Here is a 24,226-nt window from a genome sequence, read left to right on the forward strand (position 1 = left end):
TGCAATTTGCATTAATTGTAAATACCATTAGTGCCCGTGTGTAAATACTTTGCGACGGCGTGGCCCCATGCGTAGCGAACCAATACAAGTAGTGCTCGATGGGTTGCGTCGTCGCCCGGTACTGGAAGTCACTCTGGCCTGTCTGGCCGTGCTGCTGCTGGCGCAGGCACTGATCGGCGCGCTGAGCCTGTCGGCGTTGAACCGGCTGGTGGTGGACACCACCGCCGACCGCGTCGAAGTGGTGGCGCGCCGCGTCGCCGGCAATATCGAGAACGGCCTGCGCCTGGGCAAGCCGCTGGAACAGTATTTCGGCCTGCGCGACACCTTGCATGACGGGGTCGCGCGCTCGCGCGGCGTGCAGGGCGCGGCGGTGCTGCTGGCCGACGGCCAGGCCGTGGCCGCCGAGGGCGAGCTGCCCGAAGACGCCACGCAACTGGCGCGCACGCTCGACGCCGGCGGGCCGCTGGCCGCGGGCCTGGCGCGTCGCGGCTCGGGCGCGCTGGTCGCAGTGGACGACGACCGCGTGACGGTGGCCGTGCCGCTGGCCGGCGCCGGCGGCAAGAGCGTCGGCGCCGTGGTGCTGTCGGCAGCCAAGGACGGCGAGGCCAGCCGCCAGCTCATCATCGACAATCTGCAGGTGCTGCTGGTCGTCACGGTGCTGGTCGGGCTGGGCCTGGCCGCGGTCTTCAAGTACATCGTGCCGCTGACCTCGCTGGCCGCGGGCGGCCGCGCGCGCTTCGTGGTGCCGCTGCTGGCGCTGGTGCTGGCGCAGGGCGTGTATGCCGCCTACACCATTTCCACGTTCCGCAGCGGTTGGCTGGAAGTCACGCGCAACAACGTCGGGCTGCTGGCCGAGGGCCTGCAGCGCGACCTGAACCGCGTGCTCGGCTACGGCCTCGAGGTGAACCGGCTGCGCGGCGTGGAAGCGCCGTTCACACGCCTGGCCGGCACCTTCCCGGCGGTGGCGCAGATCGAACTGGCCGATCGCGACGGCCGCGTGCTGTATGGCGCCGACGCGCACGGCGCGCTCGACGTGTCGGCGCTGCCGGCGGCCCGACCGCAGGCCGATGACCTGACGCTGGTGTTGCCGCTGGGCGCGGCGCTGGCGGATCCGAAGGCGCAGGGCGACCTGGTGCTGCGCTTGTCGAGCGACGTCATCGCGGCGGGCGTGCGCAGCCGCGCGCTCGATGCCGTCACCGTGGTGGCGGTGGCGCTGGTGGCCGCGATCGAAATGCTGTTGCTGCTGGCGCTGCTGATGAACCGCGCTTTCGCCGCGCGCGCCACGCTGCCCGATGGCAGCCGCGTCGGCCCGGACGACGCCTCCGAGGTGGGCCGCATCGCCCGACCGGTGATGTTCGGCTTCCTGTTCGCGTGGGCCCTGCCGCTTGGTTTCCTGCCCCTGTATGCGCGCAGCCTGTCCGCGGGCGGGCTCGACCTGCCGGCCAATCTGCTGCTGGCGCTGCCAATCTCCGTGGAAATGGGCTGCGGCCTGCTGACCTCGCTGCTGGCCGGCCGCCTCACCGACCGCAAGGGCTGGCAGGTGCCGGTGCTGGCCGGCCTGGGCGTGTCGGCCGCCGGCATGCTGGCGTGCGCGGCCTCCACCAATCTGTTGATGTTCAGCGCCGCGCGCGGCCTGGTGGGCCTGGGCTATGGCCTGACCTGGATGGGGCTGCAGGGCTTCATCGTCACGCGCAGTCCGGCGCAATATCGCGGCCGCAACATGACGGGCGTGATCGCCGGCCTGTTCGCCGGCCACCTGTCCGGCGCGGCGGTGGGCGCGATGCTGATGGAACAGGTCGGTTTCCGCGCGGTGTTCGCGGTCGGCGCCGTGATGCTGGTGATGCCGCTGGCCGGCGTGCTGATCCTGATGCGCCCCTACATGGACCGCGGCCGCCAACTGGCCGCGCAGGCCGCGGGGCGCGCCCGCGCGCATCTTTCGGATACCTTGAAGCTGCTGTTCACCCGCGACTTCGGCCTGCTGCTGGTCGGAAGCGTGATTCCGTTCTCGATCGCGCAGGTCGGCCTGCTGTCGTTCGCGCTGCCGCTGTACCTGGAGGCCGAGGGCGTGGCCGCGTCCAGCATCGGCCGGGTGTTGATGATCTACGGCCTGTGCGTCATCTACGTCGGGCCGCTGATGGGCCGGGTGGTGGACCGCAGCCGCATCAAGAAGAGCTGGATCGTGCTGGGCGGCCTGGTCGGCAGCCTCGGCATGCTCGGGCTGTACTTCAACAGCGGCCTGCTGGCCGCGGCCGCGGCGGTGCTGCTGCTGGCGTTGGCCAGTTGCTTCGCCGGCGCGTCGCAATCGCCCTACATGCTGGCGCTGCCAGACGTGCAGCGCTACGGCGCGGCGGGCGCCACCAGCGTCATGCGCGCCGCCGACAAGCTCGGCCAGATGGCCGGGCCGCTGGTGGTCGGCGCCATGTTCGGCGCCGCCGGCATGGGGGCGGGGCTGGCCGCGACCGGCGTGATCTACCTGATCGCGACTTTGCTGTTCCTGTTGTTCGCGCCGGCCCGGCCGCGTGAAGAGACCGCCTGAGCGCGGCGGCTGGCCCGCGGTTCGCGTCAGGTCGTCACCGTGGCGCTCGTGCCGCGCCATTCAGCGCGCCGCGCCGGCGCTGGCCAGCGCCACCGGCACGCGCGCGCTCAAGCCCGTCAATAACTGGGCGGCGATGGTGCCCGCCGCCATCGCGACTTCTTCCACCGGCAGGCCGTCCGCGCCCCACAGCGTCACGGGCGAGCCGATCGCGGCGTGCGGCACGGGGCCCAGATCCACCGCCATCATGTCCATGGAAACGCGGCCCAGCAGCCGCGTGCGGATGCCGGCCACCACCACCGGCGTGCCGGTGGGCGCGTGGCGCGGGTAGCCATCGGCGTAGCCGCAGGTGACGATGCCCACGGCCATCGCCGTGGGCGCGAGGAATGCGCCGCTGTAGCCGACGCCGGCGCCGGCCGGCACGCGCTGGATGCCTACCACCTGCGAATGCAATGACATCGCTGGCCTCAGGTCCAGTTGGGCGGCGCTGCGGTGGGCGAACGGGCTGGCGCCGTACAACGCCAGGCCTGGCCGTACCCATTGCGTGGCCGCGGCGCGCGCCGCATGGCCAAGCATCGCGGCGGAATTGCTGGTGGACACCGGTCCCGGCAAGTCGCGGATGACCTCGCGAAAGCGCGCGTCGGCGCTGTCCACGCCATCGGCCTCATCGGCGCGGGCATAGTGGTTCAGGTGGCCGACCTCCTCGACCAGGCCACGCGCGGCCAGGTTGCGCGCCTGCTCGAACGCGGCGCGGTAGTCGTCGGCGCTGAAGCCGGTGTGATGGATGTCGCCGGCAAAGCGCAGCCAGACCGACGGCCGCTCGGCCGCGGGCGATTGCGCCAACCAGTCCAGTTGCGCGGCATGCGTGATGACCAGATGCAGGCCCGGCGTGTCGAGCAGCAGCGTGTCGGCCTGCGAATAGAGGCCGCCGTAGACCAGCACCGGGCCGTCCCAGCCCAGTTGGCGGCAGGCGCGCGCTTCGTCCAGGTGCAGCACAGCGAGCCCGTCGGCGGCGCGCAGCGCGGGCAGCACGCGCGCCAGGCCGTGGCCGTAGGCGTCGGCCTTGACGGTGGCCCACAGGCGCGGCGCGGCGGCGCCCGACGCGGGGACGCGGGGCAGGGTGGCGCGCAGGCGCGCGAGATTGTGGGCCACCGCGCCCGCGTCGACGCGGGCGTACAAGGGCCGGGCAAGCAATCCTTCTGGACGATAGGGAGCGTTCACGGGCGGCATCTGGGCGAGGTCCGCGCGCGACCGGCGCACGGGGCTATGCATGAGTGACAGACGACCGGGTTTCGTTCGGTACTTTCTGTCTATGCACTGCTGGTTGTCGATAGCGCGTCTTGATCGAACGCGCCAGGCAGGGTCACGCGGCGCGCATCACGAGCGTCAGGCGGTTCTCATTGCCATTGCGGGCGTAGCGCAGGTCGTGCAGATAGTGCTGCATCAGCCGCACGCCGTGGCCGCCGATGTCGGCGTCATCGAGCGTCGCGGCCAGTGGGGGCGGCGGGGTCTTGGTGGGATCGTACGGACGGCCATTGTCGATTATCTCCAGCGAGATCCATTCGTCGTCCTGGCGACAGGCCAGGCTGACGTGGGCGGGATCGGGGGCGAGCAAGGGATCGTCGAAGGCGTAGGAAACGATGTTCGTCAGCGCTTCGTCCAGACTCAAGGACAGACCGAAACTCAGCTTGGGCGACCACGCGTCGCGCTCGGCAATGGCCTCGAGCCATTCAATGGCGCAGGCGACGGCGCGGGCGTCGGGAACGAGGTCAAGCGTATCGGGCTGAGGGGGCATGGTCGCCTTGCGTTCAGTGGTACACGTGCAGGTGGAAGTATGCCCGATTGCGGCCCGCTGGCGGAACGGGTGAGCCACTGGCGCGTGTCGTTCCACGTTTGCGTTTGGCTGCGCCGGCGCCTCGCGTATCATCTCGGCATCGCGCCGCCGCCCGCAAGCGCCGGGATCCGGGGCGTCGGTCATTTACCGGGAACCACTATGAATCTCGCAATCGAGAAGGTCGGGGAAGTGTTGGTTGTCTCGCCCGAAGGCCAGATCAACAGCGGCAACGCCGCGGGCATCGAAGCCGACCTGTTGTCGCACGTCGAAAAAGGCGAACGCCGTTTCGTGCTCGACATGTCCAACCTGAACTACATCTCCAGCGCCGGCCTGCGCGTGGTGCTGGTGCTGGCCAAGCGCCTGAAGCAGGCTTCGGGCGCGCTGGCGCTGTGCGCGATGCAGCCGCATGTGCGCGAGGTGTTCGACATCAGCGGCTTCCTGGCCATCCTGACGGTGGTCGACACGCGCCAGGACGCGGTGGCCAAGGTCGCCTGATCGCGGCGCGCGCCGGCGCGGCGCGTGCCGGTCATTGCTTGTGGTTTTCGTATGACGTGTCCAGCACGTCATCTTCGGGCGTGATGATGCCGGGGTCGCCGGGCGCCTCGATGGCGCGGCCGTGGCGCGGCATGCCCGCGACGACCTCGCTCTGGTCAGGCATGGGCAGGATGCCGGTGCCCTTGCGGGGATCGACGGACGGCTTTGGCTCCGGGGCGGTGTCCGGTTTGCTGCTGGCGGCGGAGGAATCGATGACGGTTTTCAGCATGATGACGGCTCCGGTTGTGGGCGTCCCAGGATGGCGACGCGCCGGGGATTCCTCTTCATGTTAGGGCCGCGCGCGGCCCTTGCGGCGGGTTGCGCTGTCACGTTTGCAAGGGGCTGTTGCAGGGCCCCGACCTTATAATGCCGAGCGCCTCGCGGCGTCGCGTCACCACGCCCGGTTTTCCTCATTTTCATCCGCCACCTTGACCGAATCCGTCGAACGCTCCGTCCACGCCGAACTCGTTGCCGTCCTGGTCGCCGTCACCAACGGCGAGCCGCGCGTGCTGACCACCGACGATGCGCGGGCCCTGCCGGCGGGGCCCTTCGAGTTGTCGCACCGCTCGCTGCAGGCGGGCTTGCGGGCCTGGGTCGAGACCCAGACGCACCATCCGCTCGGTTACGTCGAACAGCTCTACACTTTCGCCGATGGCGACCGTTCCGACGAATCGGGCGCGCGCGTCATGTCGGTCAGCTACCTGGGCCTGACGCGCGAGGCTGGCGAGACCGGCGTGGCGCAGGTCGGCTGGCAGGACTGGTACCGCTATTTCCCCTGGGAAGACCGCCGCGCCGGTACGCCGGCGCTGGTGGACGAGCTGATCGTGCCGCGCCTGCAGGCCTGGTGCGACGACACCGGCGATGGCGCCTTGCGCCAGCGCCGCCGCCAGCGCGCCGCCATCACCTTCGGCCTGGACGGCGCCGCCTGGAACGAGGACATGGTGCTGCAGCGCTACGAATTGCTGTTCGAGGCCGGCCTGGTGCCGGAAGCGGCGCGCCGCCGTTCGGAGGCGGCCGCCGCGCCGCTGCCGGGCGAGCCCATGCGGCATGACCATCGCCGCATCCTGGCCACCGGCATCGCGCGGCTGCGCGCCAAGATCAAGTACCGGCCGGTGGTGTTCGAACTGATGCCGGCGCAGTTCACGCTGCTGCAGTTGCAGTTGGCGGTCGAGGCCCTGGCCGGACGCGGCCTGCACAAGCAGAATTTCCGCCGCCTGATCGAGCAGCAGGCGCTGGTGGAAGAGACCGGCGAAATGGCCACCGGCACGGCGGGACGCCCCGCCAAACTGTTCCGCTTCCGCCGCGACGTGCTGCTCGAACGCGCCATCGCGGGCAGCAAGCTGCCGCTGTCACGCGCGCTGTGACGCTTGACAAGGCCATATACTCATCTTTAGCATAAGTGCATGCGCATTATTTGCGCGCCTTTTTTTAACCACAAAATACTCAAAATGAGCATTATTGCTGAAGCGCCCGTTGCCCGTTTGGCCATTCCCTCCCTGCCGGATGTCATGCTCGAGCCGCTGGTGCGCGCGGCGTTGCTTGAAGACCTGGGGCGGGCCGGAGACCTGACCACCGACGCCATCGTGCCGGCCGACGCCGTGGCCGAGACGCGCCTGGTGGCGCGCCAGGAAGGCGTGCTGGCCGGGCTGGACCTGGCGCGGCTCGCTTTTCGCGCGCTCGATCCCGCCATCGAGTTCGAGGTTGCCCACCGCGACGGCGCCGACCTGGCGCCGGGCACCGAAATCGCGCGGATTCGCGGCAATGCCCGTGCCATGTTGACCGCCGAGCGGGTGGCGCTGAACTTCCTGTGTCACCTGAGCGGCGTGGCGACGGCGACGGCGTCGATCGCGCGGGCCATCGCCGGCCACGGCGCCCGCGTCACTTGCACCCGCAAGACCATGCCGGGCCTGCGCGCGGTGCAGAAATACGCGGTGCGCGTGGGCGGCGGCAGCAACCATCGCTACGGGCTCGACGACGCCGTGCTCATCAAGGACAACCACATCGCCCTGGCCGGCGGCATCGAGGCCGCGGTGGCGCGCGCCCGCGCCGGCATCGGCCACATGGTCAAGATCGAGCTGGAAGTGGACACGCTGGCGCAGTTGGAAACGGCCCTGGCGCTGGGGGTGGACGTGGTGCTGCTGGACAACATGAGCCTGGACCAATTACGCCAGGCCGTCGCCATGGCGCGCGGCCGCGCCATCACCGAGGCCTCAGGCCGCATCACGCCCGAGACCGCGGCCGCGGTGGCGGCCACCGGCGTCGACCAGATCGCCGTGGGTTGGCTGACCCACAGCGCCAAAGTGCTGGACATCGGGCTGGACGCCTGAGGCCGGCGCGATACGACAGGCAAGCCTCATGAAACGCGCGCTTCGATCCTCGTTGCTGTTGTCGGCCCTGGCGCTCGGCGCCTGCGGCAATCCGCCGTCGGGCGACACGCCCGGGGACGCGACCTATCCCACGCACCCCATCACCATCGTGGTGACCTTCCCGCCCGGCGGCGGCACCGACCTGCTGGCGCGGCGCCTGGGCGCCAGCCTGCAGGAACAATTCGGCCAGCCAGTGGTGGTCGAGAACCGGCCCGGCGCCAGCGGCAACATCGGCGCCCGCGCCGTGGCCGAGTCGGCGCCCGACGGCTACACGCTGCTGATGGTCAACAGCTCGTTCGCGATCAACCCCGGCGTCTACCGCAACCTGGGCTTCGCGCCCAAGCGCGACTTCGCGGCGGTGATCAACGTGGCCTTCGTGCCGTCCGTGTTCGTGGTGCCGGCGGCCTCGCCGCTGCGCACCCTGGACGACGCGCGCAACACCGCGCGGCCGGAGCGGCCGCTGCCGTTCGCCTCGTGCGGCAATGGCACGCCGCAGCACCTGGCCGGTGAGATGCTGGCGCGGGCCACCGGCGCGCCGCTGCAGCATGTTCCCTACAAGGGTTGCGGACCGGCGTTGACCGACGTAGCCTCGGGACAGGTCGGCATGGGGGTCGTCACCGCGTCCAGCGCCGCGCCGTTGATCGCGGCGGGCCGTCTGCGGGCCTTGGCCGTCACCTCGCCGCAGCGCTCGCCGCTCTTGCCCGAGGTCCCCACGGTGGCGGAGCAGGGCGTGGCGGGCTACGCGCTTGATCAATGGCATGGCCTGCTGGCGCCGGCGGCCACGCCGCCGGCGGTGGTGGCGAAGTTGAATACGACGCTGGCCCGCATCATGCTGCGTCCGGACGTGCAGGCCGCGCTGCGCGAGCAGGGCTTCACACCGACCACCAGTTCGCCGCGCGCGTTCCAGGACATGATCAATGCGGACATTGACCGCTATACGGCGCTTACCGAGGCGATCGGGCTGCGCGCCGATTGACGGGCAGGGCGGACGGCCGGGCCGCCCGTTTCCGCGCCTTGATGGTCAGCGTCCCGACCTGACCGGCAAGACGGCGCGCGGCGCTCAGGCCGCCGCGCGGGCGTGTTGCTCCAGTTGTTCCTTCAGCCCCGGTTGCAGCTTGAGCTGGCGCGCCAGCTCGTCCAGGTAGGCGCGCTCCATGTAGCTTTCCTCGTCCACCACCAGCAGGCTGGCCAGGTACATCTCGGCCGCCATCTCCGGCGTCCTGGCCGATTGCGCGATCTGGGCGGGATCGAGCGGGCGCGACAACTCGGTTTCCAGCCAGCGGCGGTCCTGCGCGTCGCTGGACAACTTGGCCAGCTCGGTTTCGAGCAGGGCGCGTTCCTCCGGGCCGATGTGGCCGTCGGCCTTGGCCGCGCCGATCATGGCCGTGAGCACTGCGGTGCTGTGCTGTTCGGCCTCGGGGGCCGGCAACCGGTCCAGCGTCTGCGGCGGGGCGGCCGGCGCGCCGGCCTGGTTGCGTTGCCAGTCGCCATAGGCGCGGTATGCCAGGGCGCCAAGCGCCGCCATCCCGCCATACATGGCGACCTTGCCGCCGATCTTGCGGGCCTTTTTGCTGCCCAGTAGCAGGCCGAGCGCGCCCGCGCCGAGGGCGCCGCCGCCCAGGCCGGTCAGGAACGAACCGCCCTTGCCGCCGGTGGCGTTCTGCACCTTGGCGCCGGCGTCGGCCAGCAGGCCCTGGCCGGATTGCAGCAGTTGGTCGAGAAGTTGTCTGGCGCTCATGCGGGTTTCCTGGTGAATGCAATCGATCTTGCGGACAGGCTATCCGACCGCCGTCTCGTCCAGAAGTTCAGCTTACAGTCAGAAATGGATGTTGCGTCGGGGCGTGGCCCGGGCGACGGATGCTACAACCGGGGTTGGGGCGGCCATGCGCGCCGCCCGCAACGCGAGGAATTCCGCCCATGACTATCCACGTGCGCCAGAACGCGCCCAAGACCCTGCAATTCACCGCCACGGCCGAAGGCCACGACCTGCCGCTGGACATGCCGCAGCCACAGGGCGCGGGCCCGGATCCACACGACTACTTCGATACGGCGCTGGGCGGCTGCAAGGCCATGACACTGATGGTCTACGCGCAGCGCAAGGGGCTGCCGCTGGAATCGGTGGGGGTGGACGTAGTGCGCGACGCCAGCGAGGAGCGCAAGGGCGTCTATCGCCTGACCGCCAAGCTGACGCTGCATGGCGAACTGTCGGACGCGCAGATCGACGAGCTTCTGGCCGTGGCCGAGAAATGCCCGATCCACAAGCTGATGACGGCGGTGGACGTGCAGGTCTCGACGCTGATCGTGCGGCCGGCCTGAGGGGCCGGCGGTCCTGGGCCAGCGGCGCTGCCGCCGCCGGCCCGCTTGGCCGGGCGCGGCGCCCGGCCAGGCAGGTCTTACTCTTCCATGCCCGGAACGATCGTCGAGAAACCGGCGTCCACGTGGGTGATTTCACCCGTGACGCCGGCGGCCAGGTCCGACAGCATGAATGCGGCGACGTTGCCGACGTCATCGATGGTGACGTTGCGGCGCAGCGGCGCCTGGGCCTCGACGAACTTCAGGATGGCCGAGAAGTCCTTGATGCCGCTGGCGGCCAGCGTCTTGATGGGGCCGGCCGAGATGCCGTTGGCGCGGATGCCGCGCGGACCCAGCGCCGTGGCCAGGTAGCGCACGCTGGCTTCGAGCGAGGCCTTGGCCAGGCCCATGGTGTTGTAGTTGGGCACCACGCGTTCGGCGCCCAGGTAGGTCAGCGTCAGCACCGAGCCGTTGCGGCCTTCCATCAGCGGCAGCGCGGCCTTGGCCATGGCGGCGAAACTGTAGGCCGAGATGTCGTGGGCGATGCGGAAGCCTTCGCGCGACAGGCCGTCCAGGAAATTGCCGGCGATGGCTTCGCGCGGGGCGAAACCGATCGAGTGCACCAGGCCGTCCAGACCGTCCCAGCGCTTGGCCAGCTCGGTGAAGGTGGCTTCGATCTGGCTGTCTTCGGCGACGTCGCAGGGCAGCACGATGTCGCTGCCGAATTCGGCGGCGAATTCGGCCACGCGGTCCTTGAAGCGGTCACCGACGTAGGTGAAGGCCAGTTCGGCGCCCTGCTGGTGACAGGCGCGCGCGATGCCGTAGGCGATGGAGCGGTTGGAAAGCACCCCGGTGACCAGGATGCGTTTGCCGGCGAGAAAGCCCATGTGAGGTTCCTTTGATTTTTTTCCTGCTGGAGACCGCCTATTTTAAGGAGTTTGGCGGCCTCGCGGACAAAACGGCGCGGCGCCCGGGTGGGCGCCGCTGCGAAAGACGGATCGGCGGGGGAGTCAGCCGCGGGCGTTGGTGCCCGGCACGCGCAACTGGGCGCCGATCTTGAGGGCATTGCCCTTGAGGTTGTTCAGGGCGCGCAGCGCGTCCACCGAGGTGCCGTACTGCTTGGCCAGCGAGAACAGCGTATCGCCCTGGCGCACCTTGTGCGTGCGCACGTTGGGACGGGCGGCCGCGCCGCGCGCGGCGGGGGCCGCGGCCTTGCCGCGCGGCGCCGGCGCCTTGCTGGTGTTGACCGGGGCCGAATCGAGCGCGCCGACCGGCGCGGCCAACGAGGCCAGTTGCACGCCGCCGGCGCCGGGGGCGCCCGGCACCAGCAATGACTGGCCCGAGGCCACCTTCTGGCGCGAGCCGATGTCGTTGGTCTCGCGCAGCTTGGCTTCGGTCACGCCGAAACGCTTGGCGATCGAGGCGTACGATTCGCCGCGGCGCGAGTGGTAGACCTTCCAGGCGCTCAGGTCGCCCTTGTAGTTGGTCAGGTTGGCGTTGAAGATCTCGACGCGGTCAGCCGGCAGCAGCAGGGTCGGGGCGTGGTCGCCGCGGATCACGGGCCGGTTGAACGACGGGTTCAGCGCCTTGAATTCGTCCAGCGGCATCTCGGCCAGCTTGGCGGCGATCTCCAGGTCGATGTCGCTATTCTTCTGCACCGTCACGAAGTACGGCGTGTTGCCGACCGGCGGCAGCGCCACCGCGTAGCGCTGCGGGTCGGCGATGATGTTCTTGATGGCCTGCAGCTTGGGCACGTAGTTGCGGGTCTCGTCCGGCATGTTCAGGGACAGGTAGTCCGTGGGCTGGCCGGCGGCCTCGTTCTTGGCCATGGCGCGCTGCACCGAGCCTTCGCCCCAGTTGTACGAGGCCAGAGCCAGGTACCAGTCGCCCTGCATCTCGAACAGCTTTTCCAGGTAGTCCAGCGCCGCGTTGGTCGAGGCGATGGGGTCGCGGCGCTCATCGCGCCACCAGTCCTGCTTCAGGTTGAAGTGCTGGCCGGTGGCCGGCACGAACTGCCACAGGCCCGAGGCCTGGGCGCGCGACAGCGCGGTGGGGTTGTAGGCGCTTTCGACGAACGGCAGCAGCGCCAGCTCGGTCGGCAGGCCGCGGCGGTTGATCTCGTCGACGATGAAATACAGGTATTTGCCGGCGCGCTCGGCCATACGCTGCACCGCCTCGGGGTGGGACGCGTAATAGTCGGTCCACTGCTGCGAGAGGTCGGTGTTCAGGTTGGGGATGGCGAAGCCGCGGCGGATGCGGTCCCAGGCGTCGACCGGCGGATTGGTCAGGTCGACCGTGCGGGACGTGTCGCGGGCGATGTAGCGCCCTTGGGAGTTGGTGGTGAGGTTCTTGCTGTCGTGGGATTTGGTTCCTGCGCAACCGGCGAGGACTGCCAGCAGAAGCGGCAGAAGGAGTCGGGAGAAATTCATCGGGCGGTCACTTGAAATCGTTCTTCCATTCACGAAGGGAGGCAAAAACCTCTACCGGCGTCGGGTGGTCGTGGCCGGCCCAGTTGCCTGCGGCGCGGACGACGTCAGCTTGCTGCGTGCGCAAAAACGGATTGGTCGCGCGTTCCTGGCCGATGGTCGACGGAAGCGTGGGGAGACCTTCTGCGCGTAATTGCCGGGCCCGCTGATACCACTGTTGCAGGGTGCGGTTGGCGGGTTCGACCGCCATGGCCCAGCGCAAGTTCGCTAGAGTGTACTCGTGTGCGCAAAAAACCTGTGTATCTGGCGGTAAAACAGAAAATTTTTCCAAGGAATCAGACATTTGCGCGGGGGTGCCCTCGAAAAGCCGGCCACAGCCCCCGGCAAACAGGGTGTCTCCACAGAACAGCACAGGCTGTTTTCCCGCCGCCCGGCCGGTGTACGCGATGTGGCCCGCGGTATGCCCCGGCACGTCCAGCACCGTCAGGTCCAGGTCCAGCTCCGGCAGCACCACACGGTCGCCCTCGGCCAGGGGAACATCGCAGCGCGGCAGCTTTTCGCGCGCCGGGCCATATACGGTGATATCGCCAATGCGGGACAATTCAAGCACGCCGCCCACATGGTCGCCGTGGTGGTGCGTGAGTAGAATGGCGCGCAGCTTCAGGCCTTCGCGGGCCAGCCATTGCAGCACCGGGCCGGCTTCGCCGGGGTCGACCACGGCGGCCTGCCCGTCGCGGACGATGGCCCAGATATAGTTGTCGGTGAAGGCGGGCAGGGGCAAGACCGCGGCGTTGCGTTCGCGGCCGCCTGCGGGGGCGGTCAAGGCTTGCATGGGATTCGAAGGAATGAAGACGTGGCAGAAGAAACTCCGCCGATTGTAGAACTGGCCGAATGGTTCCAGACCCCGCCAGGGCAATACGCCCTGGCCTGGGAGCGCGCGCAGTTCGACGCGGCCGTGGCGGACGTCTTCGGATATTACGCCTGGCAGGTCGGCCTGGCCGACCTGAATCTGCTGCGCGCGAACCGCATGCCCTTCAAGGGCTATGTCGGCACGGAAACCCCCGCGCCCGAGAATATCGCCGCTTGGCAGTCGCGCGTGGTGCTGGCCCAGCCCGAAGCGCTGCCGTTCGAATCGCAGAGCGTCGACCTGCTGATCCTGCCGCACGCCTTCGAATGCACCAGCGAGCCGCACAACGTGCTGCGCGAGGTCGAGCGGGTGCTGGTGCCGGAAGGGCGGGTGGTGATCTCCGGTTTCAATCCCTGGAGCATGTGGGGCGCGCGCACCCGCATGCCCGGCATGGAGCCCTGGCTGCCGCAGCCGCCGTCGTCGCAGGTCTCGCTGCCGCGCCTGAAGGATTGGTTCAAGCTGCTGTCGCTGGAGGTCGAGCAAAGCCATTTCGGCTGCTACGCGCCGGCCTGCCGCAGCGAGAAATGGCTGCAGCGCTGGGGCTTCCTGGAATCGGCCGGCGCGCGCTGGTGGAGCCTGGGGGGCGCGGTCTACCTGGTGTCGGCCGTCAAGCGCGTGGCCGGCATGCGTATCATCGGCCCCGCCTGGAAAACCAAGCCCAAACGCGCCCGCGCCGCGTCGGTGGTGGTCAACCGCCAGGCCGGCGACGGCTTCGACCGCTCCTGAGCGGCGGGCCGGATTCATATCGAAAGAACAAGGACATACAAGCAGCGCCATGCAGGACAACAACGCGAACGACCAGAAAGTGGAAATGTGGACCGACGGCGCCTGCAAGGGCAATCCCGGTCCGGGCGGCTGGGGCGTGTTGATGCGCGCCGGCGCGCACGAAAAGACCATGCACGGCGGCGAGGCCCAGACCACCAACAACCGCATGGAACTGCTGGCCGTGATCGAGGGCCTGCGCGCGCTCAAGCGTCCGTGCACGGTCACCATCCACACCGACTCCCAGTACGTCATGAAAGGCATGACCGAATGGCTGGCCAACTGGAAGCGGCGCGGCTGGATGACGGCCGACAAGAAGCCGGTCAAGAATGCCGAGCTGTGGCAGTCCCTGGACGAGCAGGTGCGGCGTCACACCGTGTCGTGGCGCTGGGTCCGCGGCCACGCCGGCGACCCCGGCAACGAGCGCGCCGACCAATTGGCCAACCAGGGCGTCGAGTCGGTCCGGCGCGCTTGAACGACCCGCCGGGCGGCGCGGCGTGCCGCCTGGTGTCCGTCAATGACTGCGTGTTTTCACCGATGCGGATGCGCGGGCGTGGCCGCCCGCATCGGGAAATACCCTGGGTCGGCCGGTTTAGTGCTTTCAGCGCGCTTCAGGATTGTTCCAGGTTGTAAATCCGGTGCTAAAGTGCCAACCCTTGATCCTGTTCTTGCGGCGCCGTCCCAGCGGGGGATGCCTGGCACGCGCCGCGATACCGCCACATTCGCATGAAAAAAGCTGCATTGCTGGCCGCCATCGCGGCAGGAGTGGCCGCGGGGGCCGCTCTGGGCGTATTCGTGCCGCGCTGGCTCGCGCCGGCCGCTACGCCGGCGGCCAGCGCCGCCGCGCCCGCCAAACCCGTCTCCAAGGCGGCTCCAGTGCGGGTCGAAGTCTCCGCCGTCACGGAAATTCCGTTCGCCCGCGGCCTGTCGGCGGTGGGCAGTCTGCGCTCGGATGAGGCCGTGATGCTGCGGCCCGAAGTGGCCGGCCGCATCCAGTCGATCGAGTTCAAGGAAGGCCAGCCGGTCAAGCGCGGCCAGGCGCTGATCCGCCTGGACGATTCCGTGCCGCGCGCCGAACTGGCGCAGGCGCGCGCCAACCTGGCGCTGGCGCAGAGCCACTATCGCCGCGCCGTGGCGCTGCAGGCCAAGGGCTTCGTCAGCCAGCAGGCGCGCGACGAGTCGGCCAGCACGCTCAAGGTGCAGGAGGCCGCGGTGGCGCTGGCGCAGGCGCGGCTGGACAAGATGACCATCAGCGCGCCGTTCGCCGGTTTCGCCGGCCTGCGCAGCGTGTCGGTCGGCGACTACGTGAACCAGGGCCAGGACCTGGCGCCGCTGGAAGCGATCGACCCGCTCAAGGTGGATTTCCGCGTGCCCGAGATGTATCTGAGCAAGGTCGGCGTGGGCCAGCAGCTCACGCTGCGGCTGGACGCCTTGCCCGGCCAGGAACGCCCCGGCCTGGTGTATGCCGTCAGTCCGCTGGTCGACGCGGGCGGGCGCTCCATCCTGCTGCGCGCCACCGTGGCCAACGCCGATTCGCTGCTGCGCCCGGGCATGTTCGCGCGCGTGCAACTGCTGTTCAACCAGGACAAGGCGCTGGTCGCGCCCGAGGCGGCGTTGTCGCCGTCGGGCGAGACGCAGTACGTGTACCGTGTCAAGGACGGCGTGGCCGAGCGCCGCGAAGTCACCATCGGCGAGCGCCGCGAAGGCAAGGTCGAGATCCTGACGGGCGTGGCGGCCGGCGACCAGCTGGTGGTGTCGGGGCTGCAGCGCGTCACCGATGGCGGCGCCGTGCAGGTCGTGAACAACGGCGCCTGACGCCATCATTCCAGCGAACGGCGGCCCTTCATGCGTATCTCGGAAACCTGTATCAACCGGCCGGTGTTCGCGTCGGTGCTGTCGCTGGTCATCGTGCTGATCGGTCTGATCTCGTATTCGCGCCTGACGGTGCGCGAATATCCGAAGATCGACGAGCCCATCGTGTCGGTCGACACCACCTACAAGGGCGCCTCGCCCGAGGTGATCGAGTCGCAGGTGACCAAGCCGCTGGAGGACCAGCTGGCGGGCATCGAGGGCGTGGACGTGATGACCTCGCGCAGCCGCTCCGAGCGCAGCCTGATCAACATCAAGTTCAACCTGTCGCGCAATCCGGACGCGGCGGCGGCCGAGGTGCGCGACAAGGTCTCGCGCGCGCGCCGCTTCCTGCCCGACGAAATCGACGAGCCCATCATCGGCAAGGTCGAGGCCGATTCGCAGCCCATCATCTACATCGCGGTCGAGTCCGGCGCGTATTCGGCGATCCAGACTTCCGACTACATCAACCGCTATATCAAGACCCGCCTGTCGGTGCTGCCCGGCGCGGCCGAGGTGCGCGTGTTCGGCGAGCGCCTGCCGTCCATGCGCATCTACGTGGACCGCGACAAGCTGGCCGCCTACGGCCTGACGGTGCAGGACGTGGAATCGGCGCTGCGCAGCCAGAACGTGGAGATCCCGGCCGGCCGCATCGAGTCGCGGGCGCGCGAGTTCTCGGTGGTGTCGTCCACCGACCTGCAGACGCCGGCGCAGTTCGAGAACGTCATCGTCGCCAACGTGAAGGGCTATCCGGTGCGGCTGCGCGACGTCTCCAAGGTCGAGATCGGCGCGGCCAACGACCGCATCCTGTCGCGCTTCAATGGCAAGCCGGCCATCAACATCGGCGTGACGCGCCAGTCCACCGCCAACCCGCTGGAGCTGTCCAAGGCCGCGCGCGAGGAAGTGGCGCGCCTGAACGAGAACCTGCCCGCGGGCATGAAGCTGACCATCGCCTACGACTCGTCGGTGTTCATCGAGCGCTCTATCGACTCGGTGTTCCACACCATTGGCGAAGCCATCGTCCTGGTGGTGCTGGTGATCTTCTTCTTCCTGCGCAACCTGCGCGCCAGCATCATTCCCATCGTCACCATCCCGGTGTCGCTGGTGGGCGCCTGCGCGCTGATGTACCTGTTCGGCTTCTCGATCAACACGCTGACGCTGCTGGCCATGGTGCTGGCCATCGGCCTGGTGGTGGACGACGCCATCGTGGTGCTGGAGAACATCTACCGCCACATCGAGGACGGCATGCCGCGCAAGGAAGCGGCGCTGCGTGGCTCGCGCGAGATCGGCTTCGCCGTGGTGGCCATGACCATGACGCTGGTGACGGTGTACGCGCCGCTGGCTTTCGCCACCGGCCGCACCGGGCGGCTGTTCATCGAGTTTGCGCTGGCGCTGGCCGGCGCGGTGCTGGTGTCCGGCTTCGTGGCGCTGACGCTGACGCCCATGATGTGCTCGGTGCTGCTGCGCCACCAGAGCAGCCACAGCCGCTGGTACAACCTGATCGAAGGCTGGCTCAACGCCATGAGCAACGGCTACCGGCGGGCGCTGGCGCTGTCGCTGCGCCATCGCTGGGTGGTGGTGGCGATCGGCCTGGCGGTCGCGGCTGGCAGCGGCGTGCTGTTCAAGGTGGTCAAGAGCGAGCTGGCCCCGGTCGAGGACCGCGGCGTGGTGTTCGGCATCGTCAGCGCGCCGGAAGGCGCGACGCTGAACTACACCCTCGACAGCATGCTCGGCATCGAGCAGTTCTACGCGGCCATTCCCGAGGCCAGCGGCAGCCAGGTCACGGTGGGCTTTCCCACGGTGACCGACGGCACCGCCATCCTGCGCCTCAAACCCTGGGAAGAGCGCGGTCGCCGCCAGCAGGCCATCACCCAGGAGCTGCAGCCGCTGTTCTCGTCGCTGCCCGGCGTGCGCGCGTTCCCGACCAATCCGCCGTCGCTGGGCCAGTCGGCGCGTTCCAAGCCGGTCGAGTTCATCATCATGAGCCAGGCCTCGTACGCGGAGCTGTCGCGCCTGACCGAAGTGTTCCTGGCGGAGCTGCGCAAGTATCCCGGCCTGCTCAACCTGGACACCGATCTGCGCCTGAACACGCCCGAGTTGCGGGTGCGGGTGGACCGCGACAAGATGGCCGACGTCGGCGCCAATGTCGACACCGTGGGCCGCACCCTCGAATCGATGCTGGGCGGGCGCCAGGTGACCCGCTACAAGGACCAGGGCGAGCAATACGACGTGATCGTGCAGGTCACGCCGCGCGACCGCGCCACGCCCACGGATATTTCCGGCATCCACGTGCGGGCGCGCGACGGCAGCATGGTGCAACTGGACAACCTGGTGGCCGTGCACGAAGGCGTGTCGCCGCAGTCGCTGAACCACTTCAACCGCCTGCGCGCGGTCAAGATCGACGCCGCCGTGGCCCCCGGCTACGCGCTGGGCGAGGTGCTGGCCCACATGCACCAGGTGGCGCGCGAAGTGCTGCCCAACACGGTCGTGACCGACCTGGACGGCCAGTCGCGCGAGTTCCGCGATTCGTCGGGCAGCATCTACCTGGTGTTCGCCATGGCGCTGGCCTTCATCTACCTGGTGCTGGCGGCGCAGTTCGAGAGCTGGCGCAACCCGTTCATCATCATGCTGTCGGTGCCGCTGTCCATGACCGGCGCGCTGCTGGCGCTGTGGCTGACCGGCGGCACGCTGTCGATCTACAGCCAGATCGGCCTGATCACGCTGGTGGGCCTGATCACCAAGCACGGCATCCTGATCGTCGAATTCACCAACCAGTTGCGCGACGAGGGCAAGGCGCTGTTCGAGGCCGTGACCGAGGCCAGCGTGCTGCGCCTGCGGCCGATCCTGATGACCACCGGCGCCATGGTGCTGGGCACCGTGCCGCTGGCGCTGTCCTCGGGCGCGGGCGCCGAATCGCGCCAGCAGATCGGCTGGGTCCTGGTGGGCGGCCTGATGCTGGGTACACTATTGACCTTGTTCGTCGTGCCGGTGGCCTACACCCTGATCGCCACCGCACGCAGGAAACCCGGCCCGGCCGGCAGCGCAACGCATCCCCCGGCCGGCCCGGCGGATGGCCAGGCGCCGTCGGCGCCTGCGGCCCAAGCGTCGGAATAGCTTTATGCGCCAGATCATCTTTGACACTGAAACCACCGGGCTGGATCCCGCCCAGGGACACCGCATCGTCGAAATCGGCTGCGTCGAACTGGTCAACCGGATGGCCACCGGCAACAACCTGCACATCTACCTGAACCCGGACCGCGACAGCGACCCCGAGGCGCTGGCGGTCCACGGCCTGACCACCGAATTCCTGTCCGACAAGCCGCGCTTCGGCGACGTCGCCGACGAGTTCGTCAAGTTCATCCAGGGCGCCGAGCTGATCGCGCACAACGCCGCGTTCGACGTGAAGTTCTTCAACGCCGAGCTGGCCAAGACCGGCCGCGGCCCGATCACCGAGTACTGCGAAACGGTCACCGACTCGCTGCTGCACGCGCGCTCCCTGTTCCCGGGCAAGCGCAACTCGCTGGACGCGCTGTGCGACCGCTTCGGCATCTCCAATGCGCACCGGACGCTGCACGGCGCCTTGCTCGACTCGCAGTTGCTGGCGGAAGTCTGGCTGGCCATGACCCGCGGCCAGGACGCGCTGCTGATCGACGTCGACGACAACGACACGGGCGCGGGCGGTGGCGTGGTGCTGGCCAGGTTCGACGCCTCCGGCCTGCCGGTGGTCAAGGCCAGCGAGGCCGAACTGGCCGAGCACGAAACCTACCTGGCGGCGCTGGACAAGTCGGTTGGCGGCGAGTGCGTCTGGCGCAAGCTCGAGGCGCCGGTGGCGGCCGCCTGAAAGTTTTTTCCCGGCGACTTGCACACTTTCAAAAAAGCGTGCTAATATTTCGCCTCTTTCGGGGTGGTTAGCTCAGTGGTAGAGCACTGCCTTCACACGGCAGGGGTCACTGGTTCGAACCCAGTACTACCCACCAAAGACCCTCGAAGCGCATCGCCAGGCTTGAAAGCCGGCAGACGCGACTCGAGACCGGTGCAAGCGCTTTGCTCAAGCAAAGACGCAAACCCGAACGACAATGAAGCCAACCTTAGCCGGTTGGCTTTTTTGTTTTGCGCGCCGCCTTGATATGCCGCAAGCGCGACCGCCCGATTTGCGCGCCATCGTGCCCCGGGTTGTCTATGATGAAATCTGAAGTCGCAAATTTCGGCCTAAAGCTCGGCCCAAAGCTCGGCCTAAAGCGCGAGCCTAAAGCGCGAGCCTAAAGCGCGAGCCCAAAGCGCGTGGTCAGGCCGCGGCAACCGGATGTGGATGCAAAAGCAAGAGCAAAGGCAAACGCAGGCTGAGACGCGAAACGCGTCGTTTACCGGGAGACCTTCATGCACCCCAGCACCAACACCATGTTGATCATCATCGTCACGGGCGTGGCGCTCATGCTGCTCGGGTTTGGATTGCGCGACCGCAACATCGGCATGGGGTTGATGGGCATCGGCCTCATCACGGCCATCGGCACCATCATCTACAAGGCGTACATCACGTTCTATTGACGCCGCCGGGCGCGTGGTCCTGCGCGGTTCAGGCCTTGGGCGCGGCCAGCCGCGCCGCGCGCGCCAGCAGCGTGTCGAGCTGGTTGGCGAAGGCCTTGCGGTCCGCCTGACTGAACGAAGACGGTCCGCCCGTGTCCACGCCGCTCGCGCGCAATTCCTCCATCATGTCCCGCAGGGCCAGCCGTTCGCGGATGGTCTCCGGCGAATAGCGTTCGCCGCGCGGGTTCAGCGCCATGGCGCCTTTTTCAAGTACCTGCGCCGCCAGCGGGATGTCGCCCGTGATCACCAGGTCGCCGGCTGCCGCGCGTTCGGCGATGTAGGCATCGGCCACGTCGAAGCCGCGCGGCACCTGCACCGCGCGTATCAGCGGGGAGGGCGGCGTATGCAGCGCCTGGTTCGCCACCAGGGTCAGGGGCACCTGCCAGCGCTGCGCGGCGCGGAACAGGATGTCCTTGATGACCCCGGGGCAGGCGTCGGCATCGACCCAGATATGCATCAGCCCAGGGCCTTCTGCAAGGCCTCGGCGATGATGTCGTTGGTGCTCAGGCCGCGTTCGGCGGCCGCCGCGCGCAACTGGTCCGCCTGGGCCTGCGACAGCTTCAGCGGAAACGGCACCAGGCCGGCGGCCTGGTCGAGCTTGCGCTGTTCACGGCGGTCGGGCACCTGCGAGGCGGCGCCGAAACGGTCGGGCGTGCCGGCTTGCTTGAGTTGGCCGGCCAGTTTCAGCGCCTGGTTCTTTTGCAGATCGAATTTGTTCATGGATATTCCTGATTGGGAGCGCCATCATAAGCGCAAGCGCCGTCAGCGGGGTTTGGCATTCTCCAGCGCGGCCAGGCCTTCTTCCGCGCCGTCGTGCAGCGGCACGGTCAGGCCGCGCCGGGCGTTGGCGATGTTTACCTGGGCGCCCTGGGCCGAGCCGGCCGCCAGCAGGTCCTGCCCGGTCTGGTAGACCGCCCGTACCACCTGCAGGGCTTCGTCGCGGGTCAGCGCCGAGGTGGTCAGCAGCAGCGCCGCGGTGCCGATGGTGGCGACCGGGTCGGGCTGGTTCGGATAGGTGCCCGCCGGGATCTCCAGCGGCAGCAGCCCGTTGTCCTGCGCGGCCAGCGCCTTGACCGCGGCCGGATCGAGCGGCAGCAGTTTCAGGTGCGCCTGGGTCAACGCGTCGCGCAGGGGCGTGGCGGGAATGCCGATCACCTGCGCCGCGGCATCGATCGCGCCGGCATTGAGCGCCGGCAGCGAGGCGGTGAAAGGCGTGGGAATCGCTTCGTAGTCGCGTCCGGCCTGCAGGCTGCGCCGCCAGCACCGCCTCCAGCGTGGCCCGCACCGCCGAACCCTCCGCGCCGAGCGCGATCTTCCTGCCTTTCAGGTCGCGCACGCCGCGCAGGCGGGCGTCGTCGCGCACGACGATATGCACCATTTCGGGATAGAGGCTGCCCAGCGCGCGCAGGCCGGCGAACCGACCTTGCGAGGCGAACGGGCCGCGGCCCTCGTACGCCAGTTTGGCGGTGTCGGCCTGGGCCAGCCCGACCACGGCGTCGCCGCTGCGCAGCAGGGCGATGTTTTCGGCGCCGCCGCCGGTGATCAGCGGCGTGACGCGGATCTGGCGCGCCTGGCCCACCGCGCCCAGCGCCCGCGCGAAGGTGACGTACTCGCCGCGGTCTGGGCCGCCGGCCAGCGGATAGCCTTGCTGCATGCGCGCCAGCCGGCCGTTGATGCGGGCGACGGAGCGCTCCAGTTCCTGCTGCACCACGTGCTGCGCCGTGCTGGAGGCGCTGTAGGCGACCGAATGAGTGATCTGGTCCAGCGTTTCGAGCAGCCGCTGCGTCACGGGCGGCGGCGCGCCGGTATCGAGCGAGGGCGCTTCGGCGGCCTTGAAGCCGGCGGGCGTCACCAGCTCCCAGGCCTCGCCCGCTTTGCGGTAGATGGCGCTGGCATGCGCAACGATCCGGTCGCCGGCCTGGTTGCCGCTGGATTTCACGCCGCTGATACTGCGCGGGCCCGCGCCCAGCAGCGTCACCAGCGCGGCGGCCCCAGGCTGGTCCCAGGCGCCCAGCGCGATGTCGCGCGTCACTTCCAGCCGCAGGTCGTAATAGACCACGCGGCGGGTCTCGCCGGCCGGCGCATTGCTGTCGGCGGCGGACCCCATGCGCTTGATTTCATCGATGCGGAACAGGTCCGCGCCATAGGTGGCGGCCAGGCCGCGTTCGACATCGGCGCGCAGCGTATCGACGTCGGGGGCGCGGCCGCAGGCGGCCAGGAGCAGGCACAGGGCCAGCAGGAAGAAGCGCTTGAGCATGATCACATCCCTCCCACGAACGGCAGGGAAATCAACGAGGTCAGGACGATCACGTTGAGGATGTCCACCAGGAACGCGCCCGTCACCGGCACCACGATGAAGGCCTGCGGCGCGGGGCCGTGGCGCCGCGTCAGCGCCTGCATGTTGGCGATGGCGGTGGCGGTGGCGCCCAGCGAAAAGCCGCAGAACGCGGCCGACATGATGGCGGCCTCGTAGTCGCTCCTGAGCAGGCGGAACACCACCCAGGCCGAATACAGCGCGCAGAACAGCGTCTGCACCGCCAGGATCAGCGCAAGCGGCCCGGCCAGCCGCGCCACGCTGCCCAGGTCCAGCGTCATCATCGTCATGGCCAGGAACAGCGACAGCGTGATGGTGCCGATGATCTCGGTGGCGCGGTCATCCAGCTTCAGGCCCAGCCGCTCGCCGCCGTTGCGGATCAGCACGCCGGTCGCCAGGCACCAGAGGAAATTGGGCAGGCTGACCGGCGCGCCCTCCACCAGCGTGGCCAGGTAGCCGCCCGCCACCAGGCAGACGAAGGCGGCGGTCATCGAGGTGATGAACGAGGCCGCCGTCGATGGCGGTTGCGTCCCGGTCAGGTCGGGCGCCTCGTGGCCCGCCGTCGCGCGGCGATCCAGGCTGCCGGCCAGCTTGTGGCGGCGCATCAGCCATTCCGCCACGGGGCCGCCGACCACGCCGCCCAGCACCAGGCCGATGGTCGCCGCCGTCATGGCCAGCGCCATGACGTCCTGGATATTGTTGACGTCGGCAAAACGGGTGGCGTAGGCCGCGCCTGTGCCGTGGCCGCCGACCAGTGTGATGGTGCCGCCCAGCAGCCCCATCAGCGGATGCATGTCCAGCAGCCAGGCCATGCCCAGCCCGACCGCGTTCTGCAGCACCAGGAAGGGGATCAACGCCAGCAGGAAGGCGATCAGCCGCGGGCCGCCCTTGGCCAGCAGCTTCAGGTTCGCCGTCAGGCCGATGCAGCCGAAGAACAGCAGCAACAGGGTCGGTTTGATGCTGGTTTCCAGGGACACGGCGTGGCCGCCCCAGGTCGACAGCGCATAGGCGCCGATCGCGAACAGCAGACCGCCGACGATCGGGTCCGGGATGCTGTAGCGCGCCAGCACGCCGATGCGGGTGGTCAGGACGCGGCCGATGGCCAGCACCAGGCAGCAGGCCAGCAGGGATTGGACGGGCGAGAGTGAAATCATGGAAACCTTCGTGCCTCGCGGGGCAACGGACGAGAGAGGCGGGCGCGCGTGGCCCCCCGGGGGAGGTCAGAGCGGAAAGGCGCGCGCCATGTAACTGGCCTGCGGGCCATAGCCCTCGAGCTTGACGGCCAGATCGCGGCCGCCGCCGGCGACCGGCGCATAGCCATGACGCAGCCAATAACCCACGGCCGAGCCCAGCGACACCAGGCTGGCGCGTCGCAGGCCCGCCTGCGTGGCGTGCCCGGCCGCGGTGCGCAGCAGGGCCTGGCCCACGCCCAGGCCCTGCGCCGAGGGCGCCACGGCGCAGTCGTGCAGGAACCAGTGGTCGGCGGGCTCCGGCAGCGTGGTCAGCGGCGCGTCCAGGGTCGGCGGCAGACCGGCGTCCCACGGATACGAAACCAGATAGCCCAGCAGCCCGTCCCGCGGCGTGGCGGCTTGCGCCACCCAGCAGTGCGCCGGGGCCAGCGCCAGCCGGTTCAGGAAGAAATCAGCGCTTTCCAGGAGGAACCCCGGATAGGCGCCGGCCTGGACTTCGAGGATGGCGTCCACGTCGCCGGCCAGCATGGGGCGGACTCGATATTGCATAACACCCTGTGAAAACAAGAACTTCCCGCATTTTACCGACGCCCGGAAGGCGTCGCTTCACGTCTCTTAACAAATCGGGGACAGAGA

General features: G+C 68.9%; 23 protein-coding genes, 1 tRNA gene and 1 pseudogene. 13 read left to right on the forward strand and 12 right to left on the reverse strand.

Going from position 1 to position 24,226, the window contains the following annotated elements; genetic code table 11:
- Window positions 1-67: 67 nt before the first annotated feature.
- Entirely contained in the window at window positions 68-2,536 is a 2,469-nt protein-coding gene (locus ACUDCK_RS03380; protein ID WP_175168055.1) for an MFS transporter, read from the forward strand.
- Between the two features lie 60 nt (window positions 2,537-2,596).
- Here ACUDCK_RS03380 and alr read toward each other — a convergent pair whose 3' ends face one another.
- Both alr and ACUDCK_RS03390 read right to left on the reverse strand, forming a co-directional pair.
- Window positions 2,597-3,763, reverse strand: coding sequence for an alanine racemase (gene alr / locus ACUDCK_RS03385; protein ID WP_175168056.1), 1,167 nt, complete (start codon window positions 3,761-3,763; stop codon window positions 2,597-2,599).
- A 133-nt stretch (window positions 3,764-3,896) separates the two neighbouring features.
- On the reverse strand, window positions 3,897-4,328 hold the full coding sequence (locus ACUDCK_RS03390) for an ATP-binding protein (RefSeq protein WP_054503486.1): 432 nt from the start codon (window positions 4,326-4,328) through the stop codon (window positions 3,897-3,899).
- A gap of 198 nt (window positions 4,329-4,526) precedes the next feature.
- Between ACUDCK_RS03390 and ACUDCK_RS03395 the strand changes: the two genes are divergently transcribed.
- On the forward strand, window positions 4,527-4,862 hold the full coding sequence (locus ACUDCK_RS03395) for an STAS domain-containing protein (protein ID WP_054503487.1): 336 nt from the start codon (window positions 4,527-4,529) through the stop codon (window positions 4,860-4,862).
- A 31-nt stretch (window positions 4,863-4,893) separates the two neighbouring features.
- On the opposite strand, the gene ACUDCK_RS03400 is transcribed toward ACUDCK_RS03395, so the two are convergent.
- A complete protein-coding gene (locus tag ACUDCK_RS03400; protein ID WP_175168057.1) occupies window positions 4,894-5,130 on the reverse strand; it encodes a hypothetical protein in 237 nt (78 codons plus the stop codon).
- Window positions 5,131-5,329: 199 nt separating this feature from the next.
- Here ACUDCK_RS03400 and ACUDCK_RS03405 point away from each other — a divergent pair, with 199 nt between their 5' ends.
- From ACUDCK_RS03405 to ACUDCK_RS03415, 3 genes are all read left to right on the forward strand, one after another.
- On the forward strand, window positions 5,330-6,265 hold the full coding sequence (locus ACUDCK_RS03405; RefSeq protein WP_054503489.1) for an NUDIX hydrolase: 936 nt from the start codon (window positions 5,330-5,332) through the stop codon (window positions 6,263-6,265).
- 84 nt (window positions 6,266-6,349) lie between these two features.
- Window positions 6,350-7,228, forward strand: coding sequence for a carboxylating nicotinate-nucleotide diphosphorylase (gene nadC, locus ACUDCK_RS03410; protein WP_175168058.1), 879 nt, complete (start codon window positions 6,350-6,352; stop codon window positions 7,226-7,228).
- Window positions 7,229-7,256: 28 nt separating this feature from the next.
- Window positions 7,257-8,243, forward strand: coding sequence for a tripartite tricarboxylate transporter substrate binding protein (locus ACUDCK_RS03415; RefSeq protein ID WP_175168059.1), 987 nt, complete (start codon window positions 7,257-7,259; stop codon window positions 8,241-8,243).
- An 84-nt stretch (window positions 8,244-8,327) separates the two neighbouring features.
- On the opposite strand, the gene ACUDCK_RS03420 is transcribed toward ACUDCK_RS03415, so the two are convergent.
- Complete coding sequence (locus tag ACUDCK_RS03420; protein WP_054503492.1) at window positions 8,328-9,005, reverse strand: tellurite resistance TerB family protein; 678 nt, start codon at window positions 9,003-9,005, stop codon at window positions 8,328-8,330.
- 179 nt (window positions 9,006-9,184) lie between these two features.
- Here ACUDCK_RS03420 and ACUDCK_RS03425 point away from each other — a divergent pair, with 179 nt between their 5' ends.
- A complete protein-coding gene (locus tag ACUDCK_RS03425) occupies window positions 9,185-9,583 on the forward strand; it encodes an OsmC family protein (RefSeq protein WP_049071273.1) in 399 nt (132 codons plus the stop codon).
- Window positions 9,584-9,660: 77 nt separating this feature from the next.
- Here the strand turns inward: ACUDCK_RS03425 and fabI are convergent, their stop codons facing one another.
- The 3 genes from fabI to gloB all read right to left on the reverse strand — a co-directional run bounded on the left by fabI (window position 9,661) and on the right by gloB (window position 12,817).
- Window positions 9,661-10,446 (reverse strand): enoyl-ACP reductase FabI, encoded by a 786-nt coding sequence (gene fabI, locus ACUDCK_RS03430; protein WP_006388687.1) that lies wholly within the window; start codon window positions 10,444-10,446, stop codon window positions 9,661-9,663.
- A 123-nt stretch (window positions 10,447-10,569) separates the two neighbouring features.
- The gene (locus tag ACUDCK_RS03435) at window positions 10,570-11,988 is read right to left on the reverse strand and encodes a transglycosylase SLT domain-containing protein (RefSeq protein ID WP_175168060.1); all 1,419 of its coding nucleotides are present in this window, start codon (window positions 11,986-11,988) and stop codon (window positions 10,570-10,572) included.
- 7 nt (window positions 11,989-11,995) lie between these two features.
- A complete protein-coding gene (gene gloB, locus ACUDCK_RS03440) occupies window positions 11,996-12,817 on the reverse strand; it encodes a hydroxyacylglutathione hydrolase (RefSeq protein ID WP_054503494.1) in 822 nt (273 codons plus the stop codon).
- A 21-nt stretch (window positions 12,818-12,838) separates the two neighbouring features.
- Here gloB and ACUDCK_RS03445 point away from each other — a divergent pair, with 21 nt between their 5' ends.
- The 7 genes from ACUDCK_RS03445 (at window position 12,839) to ACUDCK_RS03475 (ending at window position 20,047) form a co-directional block, all read left to right on the forward strand.
- Window positions 12,839-13,618, forward strand: a complete 780-nt coding sequence (locus ACUDCK_RS03445) for a class I SAM-dependent methyltransferase (protein WP_064526180.1) — start codon at window positions 12,839-12,841, stop codon at window positions 13,616-13,618.
- Between the two features lie 49 nt (window positions 13,619-13,667).
- Window positions 13,668-14,129 carry a ribonuclease HI gene (gene rnhA, locus ACUDCK_RS03450; protein ID WP_049071280.1) on the forward strand — a complete coding sequence of 154 codons (462 nt, stop codon included), beginning with the start codon at window positions 13,668-13,670 and terminating at the stop codon, window positions 14,127-14,129.
- A gap of 251 nt (window positions 14,130-14,380) precedes the next feature.
- Window positions 14,381-15,469 carry an efflux RND transporter periplasmic adaptor subunit gene (locus ACUDCK_RS03455; RefSeq protein WP_175168061.1) on the forward strand — a complete coding sequence of 363 codons (1,089 nt, stop codon included), beginning with the start codon at window positions 14,381-14,383 and terminating at the stop codon, window positions 15,467-15,469.
- A 30-nt stretch (window positions 15,470-15,499) separates the two neighbouring features.
- Window positions 15,500-18,616, forward strand: a complete 3,117-nt coding sequence (locus ACUDCK_RS03460; protein ID WP_175168062.1) for an efflux RND transporter permease subunit — start codon at window positions 15,500-15,502, stop codon at window positions 18,614-18,616.
- Between the two features lie 4 nt (window positions 18,617-18,620).
- Window positions 18,621-19,343, forward strand: coding sequence for a DNA polymerase III subunit epsilon (gene dnaQ, locus ACUDCK_RS03465; protein WP_064526175.1), 723 nt, complete (start codon window positions 18,621-18,623; stop codon window positions 19,341-19,343).
- A 61-nt stretch (window positions 19,344-19,404) separates the two neighbouring features.
- Window positions 19,405-19,479, forward strand: a tRNA-Val gene (locus ACUDCK_RS03470).
- Window positions 19,480-19,879: 400 nt separating this feature from the next.
- Window positions 19,880-20,047, forward strand: a complete 168-nt coding sequence (locus tag ACUDCK_RS03475; protein ID WP_006388695.1) for a hypothetical protein — start codon at window positions 19,880-19,882, stop codon at window positions 20,045-20,047.
- Window positions 20,048-20,075: 28 nt separating this feature from the next.
- Here the strand turns inward: ACUDCK_RS03475 and ACUDCK_RS03480 are convergent, their stop codons facing one another.
- The 5 genes and pseudogenes from ACUDCK_RS03480 to ACUDCK_RS03500 form a co-directional block, all read right to left on the reverse strand.
- Window positions 20,076-20,543 carry a YaiI/YqxD family protein gene (locus ACUDCK_RS03480; protein ID WP_175168063.1) on the reverse strand — a complete coding sequence of 156 codons (468 nt, stop codon included), beginning with the start codon at window positions 20,541-20,543 and terminating at the stop codon, window positions 20,076-20,078.
- Complete coding sequence (locus tag ACUDCK_RS03485; RefSeq protein WP_006388697.1) at window positions 20,543-20,806, reverse strand: hypothetical protein; 264 nt, start codon at window positions 20,804-20,806, stop codon at window positions 20,543-20,545. Before ACUDCK_RS03485 ends, ACUDCK_RS03480 begins: the two co-directional genes overlap by 1 nt.
- Window positions 20,807-20,848: 42 nt before the next feature.
- A pseudogene (locus ACUDCK_RS03490) lies at window positions 20,849-22,349 on the reverse strand (TAXI family TRAP transporter solute-binding subunit).
- A complete protein-coding gene (gene gltS / locus ACUDCK_RS03495) occupies window positions 22,346-23,554 on the reverse strand; it encodes a sodium/glutamate symporter (protein ID WP_054503502.1) in 1,209 nt (402 codons plus the stop codon). Before gltS ends, ACUDCK_RS03490 begins: the two are co-directional and overlap by 4 nt.
- A 66-nt stretch (window positions 23,555-23,620) precedes the next feature.
- Entirely contained in the window at window positions 23,621-24,118 is a 498-nt protein-coding gene (locus ACUDCK_RS03500) for a GNAT family N-acetyltransferase (RefSeq protein ID WP_175168064.1), read from the reverse strand.
- Window positions 24,119-24,226 lie beyond the last annotated feature (108 nt).

Source organism: Achromobacter sp. CF-sbj1-Ac2-l, from assembly GCF_052698165.1.